The sequence below is a fragment of the Thalassobacillus hwangdonensis genome, from assembly GCF_042675915.1.
Taxonomy (GTDB): domain Bacteria; phylum Bacillota; class Bacilli; order Bacillales; family Halobacillaceae; genus Thalassobacillus_A; species Thalassobacillus_A hwangdonensis.
In genome coordinates this window covers 169,665-186,007 of record NZ_JBHTKL010000006.1, presented here as the reverse complement: position 1 = coordinate 186,007, position 16,343 = coordinate 169,665, and the positions used below count along the sequence as shown (strand labels likewise).

Sequence of the window (16,343 nt, the reverse complement as noted above, 5' to 3'; positions counted from 1 at the left end):
AGAATATGGACGAAAAACAGTATTTGCAGCAATTGATCGAAGCTGCAGAAAAAGAACCCGATCTTACACCTAAGCAAGCGAAAATTCTCGAAGCTGCGATCGAGATCTTTTCGGAAAAAGGCTATGCTGCCACCTCGACAAGTGAAATAGCAAAGAGGGCGGAGGTAGCGGAAGGAACGATTTTCCGTCACTATAAAACTAAGAAAGATTTGCTGCTGTCCATTGTAATGCCAATGATTACGAAGGTCGCGATGCCGTTTTTTGCTACCCATTTTATTAATCAAGTATTTGCAGAAGCACCTTCTGATTATAAGGACTTATTAAGGAAAATCATGCGGAACAGATATGAGTTTGCCAAAAAAAATGTGCCGATGTTGAAAATTCTTCTTCAGGAAGCAGCCTTTCATAATGAAATACACACTGCCTTTAAAGGGGTATTCATGGAAAAGGCTTATCCACGCTTCAAAGAATTGATTCACAAAAACCAGGAGGAAGGGATTTTGGTTGATTTTCCCGTCCACACGATCATTCGAATGACGATGACAACGATATTCGGTTTTTTGATTACAAGATTCATCATCATGCCGGATGCAGACTGGGATGACGAAGCAGAAATGGAACGGACAATCGAATTCATGCTCCACGGCTTATCAACTGAATCATCCAATAAATGAATCCAAAAGCCTCGCCAACCCGGCGAGGCTTTTATACTGTAAAGCAATGGGGGGACAGTCCCTCAGTGCTTTAAAGCGTTGAGGGACTGTCCCCATTTATGCATGTTTCGTGTATAATGGGGGGTGAAATTGAAGGGGGATTCATCGCAAATGAGGGGACTTTTTACATATACTTATGCTTTTTCTTATTTGTTCCGGAGCATTCCGGAATTACGAAAGGTAAAGAAACTGCCGGCTGATATGCCTGCCAAGGAAAAGGATGAAGCGATTTTTGCAATGCCGAAACATTGGGCAAGAGGAGTTGTCCGACAATCCGGGTCAACAGTACGCGTCATTAACGAGGATCGAATGCCGGAGGGACCTGCACTGCTTGTGGCCAATCACCAAGGGAATTTCGATATTCTTGCCCTGCTTGGCCATTTACAGAAACCGTTTGGGTTCATCTCAAAAATCGAAATGGAAAAGTGGCCGGTCGTAAAAGGCTGGATGAATGCGATCCACAGTGTCTTCATCGATCGTACAGATAAACGGCAGGCAGTCCGGGCGTTAAACGGAGCTATCGACAACCTGAAAAACGGTCACTCCATGCTGATTTTTCCGGAGGGAACACGATCGAAATCGAGCGACTTACTCCCTTTTAAACCGGGAAGCTTCAGGCTGGCTGTCAAAGCAGGTGTCCCGATTGTCCCTGTGGCAATCGACGGTAGTTATAAAGTAATGGAACAAAACGATGGGAAAATCAAACCGGCGGATATCTACTTGAACGTATGCCACCCGATTAATCCGTCAGAATATGCAGATCGCAAACTTCCGGAACTATCTGCAGAAGCAGAAAGCAAGATAAAAGAAGCGATCGATGAATTAAAAGTGATCCAAGAGAATTAAAGGAATTTCAATCGTAAACACTTCAATCAAGGAGGCGTTTGTCCATGTGCGGAAGGTACACACTGCTGGCTGAAGAAGTTGAGATTTTACGTGAATTTGGGCTGGAGCATCGTATAAACGGATACACACCAAGGTACAACATTGCGCCGGGTCAAAAAGTAGTAGCAGTCATCCATGATGGAAATGAAAAACGAGCGGGTTTTCTCAAGTGGGGACTTGTTCCCGGCTGGGCGAAGGATCCAAAAATAGGCTATAAGATGATCAATGCCCGCAGCGAAACTGCTCACGAAAAGCCGAGCTTCAAGCGTCTGATGACCAGTAAGCGCTGTTTGATCATCGCCGACAGCTTTTATGAATGGCAGCGCAACGGTAAGGAAAAACAGGCAAAGCGAATTTCGTTGAAGGACCGCAGTCTGTTTGCGTTTGCCGGTTTATGGGATAAGTGGGGGAGCGAGGATGAAGAATTGTTTACCTGTACGATCCTCACTCAGGATGCGAATTCCTTCATGGAGCCGATCCACAACCGGATGCCGATCATCCTTCCGAAAGAAATGGAAGACGAGTGGATCAGTCCTACTAAGTGGAAGCCTGACCAAGCGCTTCAATTTCTTCAACAAATGGAAATGGAAGACCTTGATGCTTACGATGTGAGTGATTACGTCAATTCCGCGAAGAACGAAGGTCCGACGTGTATCGAGCCAATTGCAAACTAAGATGGTCCATCCTGCGAGCATGTGAAAATATTCGCAGGATGGATTTTTTATTGAAAATTTGTAGGGATTCCTGGTCGATCACTCGTCAAGTAATATAGAGAGAAAAGCGATCGAAAGGAGGGGGCTGACATTCAGGAGGAACTTCTAATCAAGCATGCCAGAAGCGGCAACCAGCAAGCGATCCGAGTGCTGGTGGAACGATACAAGCATCACGTTTTTAAAGTCGCGTATGGTGTCGTGCGGGATGAGCGTCTTGCAGAAGACCTTGCGCAGGAAACATTCATTAAAATGATGGACGCCCTCCCCGGTTATCGATCAGAAGGGTTCAAAACATGGCTGAGCAGAATTGCATTGAATAAAGCGATTGATCATAAGCGCAAAGAAGCGAGACGGAAAGAGGACTTATCAGATTCTACATATGAACAAACGATTCACATCAGCGAAAGTGCAGAACAGGAAATGCTCCAGAAAGAATCAATCAGGAATATAAGGCGTCACCTTGATGGCATTCCGAAGAATTTTCAAGGTGTCGTCAAGGCCTACTACCTCGATGGGAAGTCCTATGAGGAAATCGCACAGACCTTTGACCTGGCTGAAAAAACGGTGGAAATGCGACTCTACAGAGCGAGAAAGTGGATGAAGCACAATTGGAAGGAGGAGAATTTCTGATGAAGCATCTCACAGAAACACAGCTGTCTGCCTATCTATCGGAAACTATGGACGAATCAGAAAAGCTTGCATTGGAACACCATCTCGAACAATGTGAATCCTGCTTCCATGACTATTTGACCGCCATGGAGGAGTGGGATCCGGCTATCACCTTATCTGGGTCTTTCACAGACGAAGTAATGACTGTCATAGGAGATCAGGTAGCTCCATCTCAACCAGCATCCAGCAAAAAACGGATGTGGATCAATTTTTCAGCGGCAGCAGGTTTGACGCTGATCCTGACAGTCTCAGGGCTGTTTCATGAAATGGTTTCATTTGCAGATCAAAAAGAATTCAAGCAAGCTCCATCCATTACCGAGAAGATGATGACTCAGACGAATGAGCTGCTGGATGGAATGAAAAAGGGGGACGACAAAAATGAATAAATCACCGATCATCGCTTTTTTCCTGGCGTTCATACCAGGGTTCGGACATTTATATTTCGGTAAAAAATTGAGAGGGCTTTTCTACTCATTCGCATTCTTTGGAACGTTGTTTCTAAGCGCTTTTATCCTTATGGAGTTCGGGACGTACAACGACCCATTAGGTTATCTACTTTTAATGGCTGCTGCTTTTATTTGGGGCATTAACATACTCGATATGATTATATCCCTGCTAATGGAAATGAACATACTAAGCGTTCAGGCGGCACGCCAAACGAATCCAGACACGTCCAACACGGCGAATCCTGCAAACCCTCAACAGCATGAAAGGTTCTACACGATTTTGTTATCTTTCATTCCGGGGGTAGGACATTTCCATCTGGGGTTGAACCAGCGTGGCCTGACTTTCCTTGCCGGGTTCGTCGGGATCGGTACGATGATTTTCTTTGTGTCGATCATCACCAACCAGGGAGGCTTTCTGGTATTTCTTTTGGCTTTGCCAATCATTTGGATTTACAGTCTGTTTGATGCCATCCAGTCATTGAACCGAATGGAGCAAGGGGAAGAAGTCAAAGACCGGACAATCATGGATGACTTTGAAATGCATCGACAAAGTGGCAAAAAGAATACGATGATTGCAACGATCCTGTCCATGTTCCCAGGAGCTGGCCACTTGTACCTTGGACTGCAAAAGCGCGGGGTGCAACTGATGATCGGATTCCTATTGTCGATCTATATTCTTGATGTGCTTCGCCTTTCGCTTTTCCTTTTCCTGATTCCTGTCATCTGGTTTTTCAGCTTCTTTGATGCACTTCAACAGGTGAGCCGTGTTAATGAGGGGACAGCTGAAGATATACCTGTCGTGAAGCATCTGTTCAACCATAGAGGATGGATCGGTATTGGACTGTTTTTCTTCGGGGCATATTACTTATTGGGAGAATTGATTCTGCCTTTATTCGCAAATCAGTTGCAATATTACTTCCCGGCCGAAATCGGCTTTTACTATGAACGGTATTTGCAAATTGGTGTTGTGAGTCTGGTTATGATCGGCCTTGGACTGAAGCTGATGATTTCTTCCAGGAAAAAATCCGGGACCACCAGTCAGGATTATAGAATGAACTAGGCATAAAGGCACCTTGAATTCGTTTTTGAAAAGACTATCTTTCCCATGGGATAGTCTTTTTTTCATGTGACATTTCGGGTATAATAATGGAAAGGTTGTCGATAAATGTAAAATCATGCATACAAAGGTGGAGTCTATGACTATCTTGAATCTGGATACGGTATTTGATCGAGAGAAAATCTCTTCTTTGATTCACTCCCTCGAAGATGAAGCAAACAACCAAGCAACTCAATTGAAAATTGAAGAACTGAAAAAACTCATCCATACATATATTTCAACCTATCATGATTTGAAGTATGCGCTGGATCAATCGACGACCATCACGGTAACGGATAAAAATGGTGTGATTACTTATGTTGACAATCACTTTTGCACCCTGTCCAATTATGAGCGGTCAGAACTGATCGGCAGGAATCACCGGATGTTGAAGTCAGCTCACCATGAAGAAGCTTTTTTTCAGGAAATGTGGGAGACCATCCTGTCTGGGAAGGTCTGGTATGGGGATGTTTGCAACCGCAATAAGCATGGGGAAACCTTCTGGTTGAAAACAACCATCGTCCCGCTTTTGGATGAGAGTGACAAGCCGCATTCCTTCATCGCTTTCCGGACCGACATTACAGAGAGCAAACGGATGGAAGGTCAATTGATCGACGCAATGAAAAATGACTTCAGGAGAACCGTCAATGCGATGGTGAACCTGATCTTCAAGGTCGAAGTCGATCAGGAAGGGGAATATTACTTTACACTTTTTGAAGGGAAACTGGCACATGAGCTTGGACTGACAACCGAGAAAGTACAAGGCAGGAAGCTGAAAGAGATCTTCGCTCCTGAAAAAGTAGCTTTCCTGAAAGATAAGTACGAACGAGCCTTCAACAATCAGGAGATTAATTATAAACATAAGTACAATGGTAAACATATTTACACGACGCTTTCGCCAATCATGGAACAAGGAGAAATGATTGAAGTGATCGGCTCTTCGGTGGATATCACTGTCCATGAGGAAGCGGAACTGCGGGTGAGGCACATGGCTTATCACGATGCACTGACGGATTTACCGAATCGGAGGAAGCTTCAGCTTGATCTGGAGCGCGCATTGAAGCAAGTGAATCATACTCAAGGTCAGGTTACTGTCATGTTCTGTGACCTGGATCGGTTCAAGTACATTAATGATGCGCTTGGACATAAGGCTGGCGATCAAGTGCTGCAAACTATGGCAGAACGTCTATCGGAAGTCATCGGTTATTATGGGGAAATCTACCGGATTGGCGGAGATGAGTTCATGATTGTCATGAATCATACGCTGACGGTGGAGGAAATCCGTGAACTTGGAAACGACATGTTACATAGTATCGGTCAGCCGATCATGCTGATGGGGAAAGAATTTTTCATCTCGGCAAGCATCGGTGTCGCTCAGTACCCGGAAGGGGGAGACACCCCGGAGAAGCTGATCGGCAATGCGGATATTGCAATGCACTATTGTAAAATGAACGGCCGTCATGGGCTGTTATTCTATACTGACCAGATGAATGAGTACTACAATGACCTTGTTTCTCTTGAAGGGGATCTCAGGGAAGCAATCAGCAAGAATGAGCTCGAATTGTATTACCAGCCTAAAGTGGATATCATCAGCGGGCAAATAAGCGGAATGGAAGCATTGGTCAGGTGGCACCATTACGAAAAGGGGTTCATCCCACCTAATAAGTTTATCCCTCTAGCTGAGGAAACAGGCTTGATCGTGCAAGTTGGAGAATGGGTATTAAAAGAAGCCTGTCGTCAGAATGAGGAATGGATGTCGCTTGGTTATGCGCCGGAAAGGGTTGCGGTCAATGTGTCAGCAGTAGAGCTGCAGCGCCATGACTTTTCTGCAAGGGTGAAAAGGATCCTTGAGGAGACAGGTATGCCTCCGCAACATTTGGAGATTGAAATAACGGAAAACAGTATCATGCAGAATACCGAAGAATGCATCAAAACGATGCAGGAGTTGAAAGCGATGGGCATTTCATTGTCGATCGACGACTTTGGGACAGGGTATTCGTCATTGGGATATTTACGGAAGTTTCCGATCAATTTCCTTAAAATCGATCAAAGCTTCATCAAAGACGTCGAAACAGACCCGAGTGATGCAGAAATCGTAAAAGCGATGATTCAGCTCGGTCATACGTTCCAGATGGAAGTAGTCGCTGAAGGAGTGGAAACAGCGTCTATTCTCGAATTTCTCGAAGAAATCGGCTGTGACCTTTATCAAGGATACCATTACAGCAGGCCACTACCGCCACATGAGTTCGAAAAAATGCTGATGCCGAAGCGGAGATATGAGGTAAGTGCTCCCGCTTCAGTACCCAGTCCGAAACTGGAAAAATAAAAAATCTCGGAAGTATCTGCTTCCGAGATTTTTTGTGTATTAAGATGAGTATTTTGCTTCGCGTTCTGCCTGCTTTTCCTTTTTCGCTACAGCAAGGAACTTCTTCGTTTCCGATGCTACTACTCCGGATAGGAAGAGAAGTCCAATCAAGTTTGGGAACGCCATTAGGCCGTTCATAATATCAGCAAATGTCCAGACAAGATCAAGTTGGACGATTGCTCCGACGAAGACGAAGCCAACAAATAGAATTTTGTAGATTCCCAAGCCTCTATCATTCGTCAGGTAACCGAAACACTTTTCTCCGTAATAAGACCAGCCGACAATCGTTGAGAAAGCGAAGAAGACAAGGCCGATTGCTACGATGTATCCACCTGCACTACCCAGGAAGACTTCGAACGATGCAGATGTCAAATCGGCACCATCAAGACCGCCACCGTACTGGTTCGCCATGACGATTGTCAATCCAGTCATTGTACAGACGATTAGTGTATCGATCAGCACCTGTGTCATGGAGACAAGCGCCTGACGACCAGGGTAATCCGTTTTCGCTGCAGCTGCTGCGATCGGTGCAGAACCTAGTCCTGCCTCATTCGAGAACACTCCACGAGCGACACCATAACGGATTGCCGTACCTAAAAGTCCCCCACCAATCGCGCTTCCAGTAAATGCATCGGTAAAGATCGTCGCAAATGCTCCTGGTACTAATTCCAAGTTCATGAAGATGATAATAAGTGCACCAATTACATAAAATAAAGCCATAATCGGAACAAAGAATGAAGTCACTTTACCAATACTCTTGATTCCGCCAAGTAACACTAGCGCTGCGAGCGCAGTAAGCACTACTCCAGTCACCCATGTAGGAATCGAGAATGTCTGAACGAGTGCGTCGGATACGGAGTTGGATTGCACCATGTTTCCGATTCCGAATGCTGCAATGGCACCAAAAAGGGCGAATAGGATTGCGAGCCATTTCTGTTTCAATCCACGTTCTAAGTAATACATCGGACCACCGGAGATCTGTCCGTTTTTGTCTGTGGTCCTGTATTTGACGGCAAGGATCGCCTCGGCATATTTCGTCGCCATTCCAAATACTGCAGTGATCCACATCCAGAATACTGCCCCAGGACCACCAAGAACGACCGCCGTAGCAACCCCGGCGATGTTACCGGTTCCGATTGTCGCAGCCATTGCAGTAGTCAATGCCTGGTAGTGGGAAATATCCCCTTTGGATTTCTTGTCCTGTTTGCCTGGGCTGAACGCAAGCTTCAATGCATAACCCAGCGATCGAAATTGAAGAAATCCCAATCGAAGCGTGAGATAGACACCGGTACCCACTAGAAGGATCAATAGAAAAGGTCCCCATACAATACCGGAAATCTGATTCAATACCTCTTGCATATTCAATTTCCCCCTGTCCTATAAAATTTGTATATATATAAAATATTCCGAAAATTTATGAAGAATGTCAAGCAGTTTCCTGAATTCATTCTTACCTTGTCCGGTTTATTGCCGTCAGGAAAGGGAATTCATTACGTATAGAGAAATACCGTATAATGGAATTTGAAAAGATGAAGAAAAGTTTGTGGAATGGGGGAGAGATATGATTAAGGTGTTATTTGTCTGTCTGGGAAACATCTGTCGTTCACCGATGGCGGAAGGGATTTTCCGAAACCTTGTTGAAAGAGAAGGATTAGAAAAAGAAATCAACGTTGACTCCGCTGGGATCGGTCATTGGCATATCGGTGACCCTCCGCACGAAGGGACACAAAAAATATTGTCACAGAACGGAATTCCTTTTGAAAACATGAGTGCAAGACAAGTGGAGGAAAAGGACTGGGATGAGTTTGATTACTTAGTTGCGATGGATGAAAAGAATATAAGTGATCTGCATGCCATCCGTAATGATGATGTCAGCCAGGTCCTGCGCCTGCTTGATCTTGTGGATGATTCAAAGGAAAAGGATGTCCCCGATCCGTACTTCACCAATAATTTTGATTATGTTTTCGAGCTTGTTTCAGAAGGGTCTAAGCGATTGTTGCAGAAAATAAAAAAAGAGCAAAATCTTTAAAAGGAGGAATTTATTCATGTCCGAGCATAAACTATGGAAAAGCATGTTGATTGGAGCGGCTGTCGGTGGAGTCTTTGCATTACTTGATCAGGGGACACGTAACCATGTAGTAAGTGGTGCTAAGCGGGCGGGAGGATCTGCCAGGAACTTCACCCAGCACCCATCAGAAGCGGTGCGAGCATTCCGACTGCAGTATGAGCAGTTTGGTTCGCGATTAGCGGAAGGCGCCCAGGATATATTAGAAGCATTGGAAAAGCTTGAAGACATTCTTGAAAAAGTAAGTGAAATCGATCAAGTAGCAGACGATGATTACAAAAGCGTGCAGCAGGATGCTTCGTAACAAGTAACGGAGGGGTAATATGGGCGAATGGAGACATATGAGTTTCGGCAAAGAATTTATGGCCCGATTTGGGGAAGATGATGTGGCAGGCATGGCAGCCCAGCTTGCCTATTTTTTCTTATTGTCCCTATTCCCCTTCATGATTTTCCTTGTAACGTTGTTAGGGTATATGAAAATCTCGACCGATCAATTATTGATCTTCATTTCAACCTACGCACCGAGTGAATCGTACACACTCATCCAGGAAAATGTGACGGAGCTTGTGAACAGCCGAAATGGAGGGCTCCTTTCCATAGGTCTGATTGGAACGCTCTGGTCTGCCTCCAATGGGGTCAATGCGATCATGCGTGCATTCAATCGAGCCTACGATGTGGAAGAGAGCAGGTCCTTTGTTGTCGGAAGGATCATTGCCATCATTCTGACGATTGCAATGGTCGTAATCATTGGGGTAGCTTTCCTGCTTCCCGTGTTTGGAAAGGCGATTGGTGTCTATTTATTTTCGTTTATCGGCTTCAGCGATGGGTTCATAGAAGCGTGGAATGCATTAAGATGGATCATATCGTCGATTATCTTTTTCGTCGTGCTGACGTTTCTATATGTGCTCGCACCCAATAAACGATTGAAGTTCCGCGAAACTGTCTATGGTGCAGTCTTTGCAACTGTTGGATGGCAGCTGGCTTCGCTGTTGTTCTCTTACTATGTGTCGAGTATGGGCAACTTTTCAGCGATGTACGGCAGTCTTGGTGGTGTCATTGTATTGATGATCTGGTTTTATTTTTCTGGAATCATCATAATTGTTGGCGGTGAAATCAATGCGATGATCCGGCGAAGAAGGATTGCCATATATAGCTGAGGTTGGCGAATAATGGCGCGATTATCGTGGCGGTTGTGCGGAAAACTAAAGAGGATTCCACTTTAGGAGGGAACCTCATGAGTAATAATAAACGTAATCACAATAATAAGAACAATAAGAAGCAGAAGACAGATGCTCCAAAGCATAAGACAAGCAGTTCTGCGAACAAACAGAACGATTTTCATTAATTGAGAAAAGGCTGGCACCGTGGTGCCGGTCTTTATTTTAGAATTAAAAAACAGCGCACCAACAAATGGTGCGCTGTAGTTAATTTATTTCAATAACCGCAATCCATTCAGGATGACGAGAATTGTGCTTCCTTCGTGTCCGATGACGCCTAAAGGCAGATCAAGTACCTGCAGGAAGTTTGAAATGATCAAAAGCATGATTACGCTGATCGAGAAGACGACATTCTGCTTGACGATTTTATTCATCCGTTGAGAAAGCTTGATCGCATTTGCAATCTTAGGGAGATCATTTTTCATCAGTACAACATCTGCTGTCTCGAGTGCCACGTCTGTACCTTCACCCATGGCAATCCCTACATTAGCAGTTGCAAGTGCGGGAGCATCGTTGATTCCATCTCCGACCATCCCGACGTTGTCGAAGGAGGCTTTCAATTTTTTCATCTGTTCGACCTTTTCTTCCGGTAGGCACTCTGCTACATAATTATCGATTCCGGCTTCTTCAGCAATGGCTTTTGCGGTGGTTTCATTGTCACCCGTCAGCATGACTGTATAAATGCCATTGGATTTCAATACTTGGATCGCCTGCTTTGCTTCTTCCCGAACCGTGTCTTTCAAGGCGATCAGACCGGCTATACCGTGTTCATCAGCGGCGAATACGACGGTTTTCCCTTGTTCGGCAAGGCGTTCTGCAATGCCATCATTGAATGCCGCTGCATCTTCTTCTCCTACAAATCCAGCTTTACCGATTTTCCATTTCATACCTAGTACTTCAGCGGTTACGCCGTTTCCGGCGATGTCCTGGACATTGTCCGCTGCAAGTTTCTCAAAACCGGAGACTCCGACTGAATGCTGTACGATCGCTTGGGCTAGTGGATGATTGGACTCACGTTCGATCGCATGAACAGCTGACAGAACGGCAGCTTCATCCGCTTCTTCACGTAGGTGGACATCTGTTACTTCAGGTTTTCCTTTCGTCAACGTTCCAGTTTTATCGAATGCAATCGCCTGAAGGTGGGAGAGGTTTTCCAAGTGTACCCCACCTTTGAAAAGCACTCCGTTCCTTGCTCCATTAGAGATAGCGGAAAGAGTGGCCGGCATGATCGATGCTACTAACGCACAAGGGGATGCAACAACTAACAGGATCATTGCCCGGTAGATCGTGTCCGTCCAGCTCCAGCCGAACAGGAAATGGGGAAGAAACATCATCACCCCTACGGCAAGCAAAATGACTTTTACATACGTGCCTTCAAACCGTTCAATGAACAGCTGGGAGGGGGATTTTTCACTTTGTGCGGATTGAACAAGCTGGATGATTTTCTGGAACAGTGTTTCATTGGTTGGCTTAGTGATTTCTACTGTAATGCTTCCGTTGATGTTCACCGTACCTGCAAATACTTCGTTATTTTCATTTTTCGTAACTGGCACAGACTCCCCTGTGATGGCACTTTCATCGATCGTCGTCATGCCTTTGACGACTTTTCCATCTGCAGGCACCCGTTCGCCTGCTTTTACAAGAATTCTGTCACCGATGGAGAGTTCGCTGACGGCAACCAATTGTTCTGTACCATCTGATATCAGCAACGCTTCTTCCGGCTGCAAATCCATCAGGGAGGAAATTTCCCGCTGGCTTTTATTCATCGTATATGTCTCGAGTGCACCGCTCAGTGCGAAGATGAAGATAAGTATCGCGCCTTCTGTCCAATAACCAATAATTGCTGAACCGACGGCTGCAAAAATCATCAGCATCTCGACATTCAATTCTTTATCAGCAATCGTTTCCTCGATACCTTCTTTCGCCTTCGCGAAACCACCAATGACAAATGCGAGTAAATGAAGGATGACATAAGCGGTACCCGACAGTTGATTTTCACCGATCCAGGCGGTGAGGATCAGAACCCCACTGAGGATGGCAGCGACCAGTTCCCCGTGAACCTTCATGAAAGCCATCAGTTTCATTTCCTTTAAATTGGATGAACTTGAACGATTACTACTAATTGCTCGTGCTTCAGTACTCAATTTTCTCAACTCCCTTTTTTAATTGAGAATGGTAATCAACGTCATTTACTTCTTGCATTCTAAATGAGAATGCGAATCAACATCAATTAGCCTGTAAAATTACGAAAGCTGCCACCTGTGTAGGGGACAGCGCATTTATTTAAAATAATTTTAATTTAGTATCTGTTATTATCATAGCACATTCTTCACTTTCGTCAAGCCGTTTTTACATTTACAAGGAAAAATTCAGCTTTGATTTTTTAGTGCAGACGATTTGCATTCAAATACTGCGGTTGCTATATTGAGTAGGTGTGTAAAAAATATAAGAGAGGGGCAACACCTATGAAAAACAAAGGACTCTTTTTCATACTTACTTTACTTACTGCCGTCCTCCTAGCAGCATGTGGCTCTGATAGTGAGCAAAATGCTTCAGGTGACGATAAGAAGGAAGACTCCGCATGGAGCGAGATCAAGGAGAAGGGCGAAATCGTCGTTGGTACTTCTGGAACGCTGTTTCCTGCTTCCTATTATCCTGAAGATTCAAATGAATTGACTGGATATGATGTAGAAATCATGCGTGAAATTGCCAAGCGCCTTGACCTTGAATTGAAATTCGAAGAATACGGCGTAGATGGAATTCTTGCAGCAATCAAGAGTGGCCGGATCGACATGGCAATCAATGATATGGAAGAAACTGAAAAACGTGCTGAAGAATTTACATTCAGTGAACCATATAAGTACTCCTATTCAACAATGATTGTCCGTGAAGACGACCTTTCCGGAATTGAAACTCTTGAAGATTTGGAAGGAAAGGTTGCTGGTGGTGCAGCAACGACGGTCTTCGCTCAGATTTCCGAGCACTTCGGAGCTGAATTGAAGACGTACGGAAATGTAACCAATGATGTATACCTGCGTGATGTCGAGCAGGGACGTACGGATCTGATTATCAATGATTACTACTTGCAGTCGCTTGCGTTGAAAGCTCTGCCTGAAATTGATGTAACCTTGCATCCTGACTTGAAGTTCTATCCGACTAGCTCATCTGTAGTCATGCCTAAGGATGCTCCTACACTTGAAGAAAAAGTGAATGAAACCCTTAAGGAAATGCGTGAAGATGGTACATTGACTGAGTTGTCCAAAGAGTTCTTCGGTGGAAAAGATGCATCCGAGAAACCGGAAGAGGATATCCAGGAAATCGAAGGCCTAGATCTATAGGTGATGGATGATGTTCGGTTATGAAATAAGCAGGGTGGAAGTCAGTGAGCTTTTCAACGCCGAAACTGCGTGGGAAAGTCTCCCGTTTGTGCTCGGGGGCGTTCCCCTCACAATTCTGGTCGCTGTTCTCGGTATGATACTTGGCCTTGTGCTGGGATTTTTCATTGCGGTAGCAAGGCGTTCTACCAATAGGATACTCAGGTGGCCCGCGCGTGTGTATATATCTTTCATGCGTGGGACGCCGATCCTTGTATTTCTGTTCATCCTTTACTTCGGGTTGCCCGTAGTAGGGATTGAACTTACCGCTATTCTTGCGGCTGTACTTGGGTTCGGATTGAACTCTGCTGCATATATCGCTGAAATCAACCGTTCCTCTTTGAACAGTGTCGATGAAGGTCAATGGGAATCCGCACAGGCACTCGGCTTCACTTATTGGACGACGATGCGAAGGATCATTCTGCCGCAGGCCACTCGCATTGCCATCCCGCCACTAGCCAATGTGTTTCTAGATTTGCTGAAGGCGACTTCATTAGCAGCTATGATTTCCGTGCCTGAATTGTTCAATAAAGCTCAGATCGTCGCAGGCAGAAACTATGATTCAATGACGATGTACATTTTGGCTGCATTGATCTATTGGCCATTGACGATGGTATTCTCAGCGCTTCAGGATTACTTGGAAAAACGATATGATAAATACTTGTAAAAATAATGCATCCCTGGCCGAAGCCGGGGATGCATTTTCTGATTTTCTTCACTTGTTATCCGCCAAATTCAAATTCTTCATACACATATGGTTCTTTCGGCTGTTCGATTTTTTCTGCTGTATCCATGATGATCAGTGGTAATGTCCACCCGTTGAACTCGACCTGTTCAAGCTTGCCTGACACTCTTACCCACTGGTCGTTCTTTAAGTTGGTTGCACCTCCACCTTCTGTAAGAATGCCGTAGATGGCACCGTCAGCGGCACAACAACTGATGCCGAATCGACCGACGACGATTTGTCCATCAGGGAAGCCGTCTTCTCTGAATACGAAGCCATTCATTTCAATCTCTTTCCCTGCAAAGAGATCCGGTGATTCCTCTAGTATCGAAATCACTCCGATATAGTTGTCTTCATTCATGACGATCCGTTCGCTTTGTAACAATTGTTCATATAACTCGGGGTACCTGACTTGTGGGGTGAGAATGACAATGTCCTCTTCATCAATCTCTACAAAATCATCTTCCGTATAAGTATCAGGTGTGATCTCATCAGTCTTATCACTGTCATCCAATTCAGGAGGGGCAGTGGATTCAGAGCGAGTGGTGACCCCTGGTTCGATTGTAGTCTCGGCAGAGCCTTCATTCGTAATCGTTTCTTTCGTTGAAGACGAGCGTACCTCATATTTGAAACCTTTACTTGCTGCTGCGGAGCTTCCCATCACATGATCGGAGAACATGAATCCGGTCACTATAGGAAGAATGAATAAACTGTAGACGAAAAACGATTTCCCTTTGGAACCCTGGTAGGTATGATGTACACAACCACAATCCGATTCCGCATCATCCTCTGCATTGCTGCGCAGGAATTGGATGCTTCCCAATAGGATGAGTACCGTAACGGTGAAGTAAAAATAAGGCATCATCCGTGGTGCGATGAATTTATAAATATCTCCTGTGATCAGAAGTTTGATAACAAGCAAAGTGAATCCTAACAGAATGACGCTTCTGATGAACTGATGATGGTTTCCGATTTTCGACGCCTCCTATACTAAAAAGTATTGATAAAGCACAATGACAGTGAATACGGTAGTCGTTACGATCAGGATGAAACGCAGAACGAATGCTGCTTTAAAGTAAGCCAGCATCAGAATCGTATTTTTAAGGTCGATCATTGGACCATAAACAAGAAAAGCGAGCAGGGAACTTGATGAGAACATTCCTTTAAATGTGGAAGCGACGAATGCATCCGCTTCTGAACAAAGAGATAGGAAGAAAGCTAGTCCCATCATGACTGCGGGTCCGGCAAGCATACCGCTTCCTAGGTCCAAAAGGAATTCCCGGGACATGAACGTTTGAATGCCACTGGCGACAAGCGCACCGATAAGAAGGAATTTTCCCATATCGAAAAACTCATCGCTGGCATGATATAAGGTTTCTTTCAGCTTGTTCGAATGTCCATGGTCATGTATATGCGTCATATGACTTCCTTCATTCTTCAACTGATTGGAGTTTCCGAATCGCTGATAAATGATTGCACCGATGATAAGTGAGATAACAAAAGCCAGTCCCATCCTCGCGTAGGCAATCGATAGGTCCGTCTGGAAGGCATAGAATGTTGATAGAAACACAATCGGATTCAGGATAGGTGCCGAAACCAGGATAACAAAACCGACATGTAGCGGCATCCCTTTTGTTATAAGTCTTCTGACTATCGGAACGATTGCACATTCACATATTGGAAAGATTGCTCCAATGACAACTGCTGGAAACAGAGCCAGCACCGGGTTTGAAGGGATGAACTTATTCAAGGTGTTCTCTTTCACAAACGTTTGAATCAGGGCTGAAATAAAAACGCCTAAGAGGACGAATGGTATCGCTTCAAGGAAAATGCTGAAAAATATGGTGTTCATATCGAGAAGGCGAGAGGGTATGTCGATTCTGTTTTTTATGTCCAGTTGATCAGCGAACAAGAAAAACATCAGGAAGATAAAGAGCAAAAGGTATCCTATGTATGTTTTATTCATGCGTAGATGTTGAAACAATCGGTTCCCTCCTGTATAGTATAATAGGATTTAAATAGTAATCACTTTGATTTAGCAACTATAATTAAATACAATTCTATGTGAATTGTCAA

At 44.6% G+C, this 16,343-nt stretch carries 16 protein-coding genes; 12 read left to right on the top strand and 4 right to left on the bottom strand.

Annotated elements, in window-relative coordinates; all coding sequences use genetic code 11:
* Positions 1-5: 5 nt before the first annotated feature.
* The 7 genes from ACFQ2J_RS16425 (at position 6) to ACFQ2J_RS16395 (ending at position 6,848) form a co-directional block, all read left to right on the top strand.
* Positions 6-674, top strand: coding sequence for a TetR/AcrR family transcriptional regulator (locus ACFQ2J_RS16425; protein ID WP_386063055.1), 669 nt, complete (start codon positions 6-8; stop codon positions 672-674).
* Between the two features lie 150 nt (positions 675-824).
* The gene (locus ACFQ2J_RS16420; protein WP_386063052.1) at positions 825-1,559 is read left to right on the top strand and encodes a lysophospholipid acyltransferase family protein; all 735 of its coding nucleotides are present in this window, start codon (positions 825-827) and stop codon (positions 1,557-1,559) included.
* A gap of 44 nt (positions 1,560-1,603) precedes the next feature.
* Positions 1,604-2,272, top strand: coding sequence for an SOS response-associated peptidase (locus ACFQ2J_RS16415; RefSeq protein ID WP_386063049.1), 669 nt, complete (start codon positions 1,604-1,606; stop codon positions 2,270-2,272).
* 129 nt (positions 2,273-2,401) lie between these two features.
* Complete coding sequence (locus ACFQ2J_RS16410; RefSeq protein ID WP_386064008.1) at positions 2,402-2,941, top strand: RNA polymerase sigma factor; 540 nt, start codon at positions 2,402-2,404, stop codon at positions 2,939-2,941.
* Entirely contained in the window at positions 2,941-3,366 is a 426-nt protein-coding gene (locus ACFQ2J_RS16405; protein ID WP_386063047.1) for a zf-HC2 domain-containing protein, read from the top strand. The genes ACFQ2J_RS16410 and ACFQ2J_RS16405 overlap by 1 nt, the downstream gene beginning before the upstream one ends.
* Positions 3,359-4,486 carry a hypothetical protein gene (locus ACFQ2J_RS16400; protein ID WP_386063044.1) on the top strand — a complete coding sequence of 376 codons (1,128 nt, stop codon included), beginning with the start codon at positions 3,359-3,361 and terminating at the stop codon, positions 4,484-4,486. The genes ACFQ2J_RS16405 and ACFQ2J_RS16400 overlap by 8 nt, the downstream gene beginning before the upstream one ends.
* Positions 4,487-4,622: 136 nt before the next feature.
* Entirely contained in the window at positions 4,623-6,848 is a 2,226-nt protein-coding gene (locus ACFQ2J_RS16395) for a sensor domain-containing protein (RefSeq protein WP_386063041.1), read from the top strand.
* 39 nt (positions 6,849-6,887) lie between these two features.
* Here the strand turns inward: ACFQ2J_RS16395 and ACFQ2J_RS16390 are convergent, their stop codons facing one another.
* Positions 6,888-8,246, bottom strand: coding sequence for an alanine/glycine:cation symporter family protein (locus ACFQ2J_RS16390; RefSeq protein ID WP_386063039.1), 1,359 nt, complete (start codon positions 8,244-8,246; stop codon positions 6,888-6,890).
* A gap of 202 nt (positions 8,247-8,448) precedes the next feature.
* Here ACFQ2J_RS16390 and ACFQ2J_RS16385 point away from each other — a divergent pair, with 202 nt between their 5' ends.
* From ACFQ2J_RS16385 to ACFQ2J_RS16375, 3 genes are read left to right on the top strand one after another with little or no spacing between them, the layout of a single operon-like run.
* The gene (locus ACFQ2J_RS16385; RefSeq protein ID WP_386063037.1) at positions 8,449-8,916 is read left to right on the top strand and encodes a low molecular weight protein-tyrosine-phosphatase; all 468 of its coding nucleotides are present in this window, start codon (positions 8,449-8,451) and stop codon (positions 8,914-8,916) included.
* Between the two features lie 16 nt (positions 8,917-8,932).
* Complete coding sequence (locus ACFQ2J_RS16380) at positions 8,933-9,256, top strand: YtxH domain-containing protein (protein ID WP_386063035.1); 324 nt, start codon at positions 8,933-8,935, stop codon at positions 9,254-9,256.
* 19 nt (positions 9,257-9,275) lie between these two features.
* Positions 9,276-10,109 (top strand): YihY/virulence factor BrkB family protein, encoded by an 834-nt coding sequence (locus ACFQ2J_RS16375; RefSeq protein ID WP_386063032.1) that lies wholly within the window; start codon positions 9,276-9,278, stop codon positions 10,107-10,109.
* A 272-nt stretch (positions 10,110-10,381) separates the two neighbouring features.
* Here the strand turns inward: ACFQ2J_RS16375 and ACFQ2J_RS16370 are convergent, their stop codons facing one another.
* Positions 10,382-12,313, bottom strand: a complete 1,932-nt coding sequence (locus tag ACFQ2J_RS16370; protein ID WP_386063030.1) for a heavy metal translocating P-type ATPase — start codon at positions 12,311-12,313, stop codon at positions 10,382-10,384.
* Positions 12,314-12,634: 321 nt separating this feature from the next.
* Here ACFQ2J_RS16370 and ACFQ2J_RS16365 point away from each other — a divergent pair, with 321 nt between their 5' ends.
* Both ACFQ2J_RS16365 and ACFQ2J_RS16360 read left to right on the top strand, forming a co-directional pair.
* The gene (locus tag ACFQ2J_RS16365) at positions 12,635-13,507 is read left to right on the top strand and encodes a transporter substrate-binding domain-containing protein (RefSeq protein WP_386063027.1); all 873 of its coding nucleotides are present in this window, start codon (positions 12,635-12,637) and stop codon (positions 13,505-13,507) included.
* A gap of 10 nt (positions 13,508-13,517) precedes the next feature.
* Positions 13,518-14,210, top strand: a complete 693-nt coding sequence (locus tag ACFQ2J_RS16360) for an amino acid ABC transporter permease (protein ID WP_386063024.1) — start codon at positions 13,518-13,520, stop codon at positions 14,208-14,210.
* Positions 14,211-14,265: 55 nt separating this feature from the next.
* Here ACFQ2J_RS16360 and ACFQ2J_RS16355 read toward each other — a convergent pair whose 3' ends face one another.
* Together ACFQ2J_RS16355 and ACFQ2J_RS16350 are read right to left on the bottom strand one after the other, a co-directional pair.
* The gene (locus tag ACFQ2J_RS16355) at positions 14,266-15,207 is read right to left on the bottom strand and encodes a TIGR03943 family putative permease subunit (protein ID WP_386064006.1); all 942 of its coding nucleotides are present in this window, start codon (positions 15,205-15,207) and stop codon (positions 14,266-14,268) included.
* 45 nt (positions 15,208-15,252) lie between these two features.
* Positions 15,253-16,233: a permease gene (locus ACFQ2J_RS16350; protein ID WP_386064003.1), complete on the bottom strand. Its 981-nt coding sequence runs from the start codon at positions 16,231-16,233 to the stop codon at positions 15,253-15,255.
* Positions 16,234-16,343 lie beyond the last annotated feature (110 nt).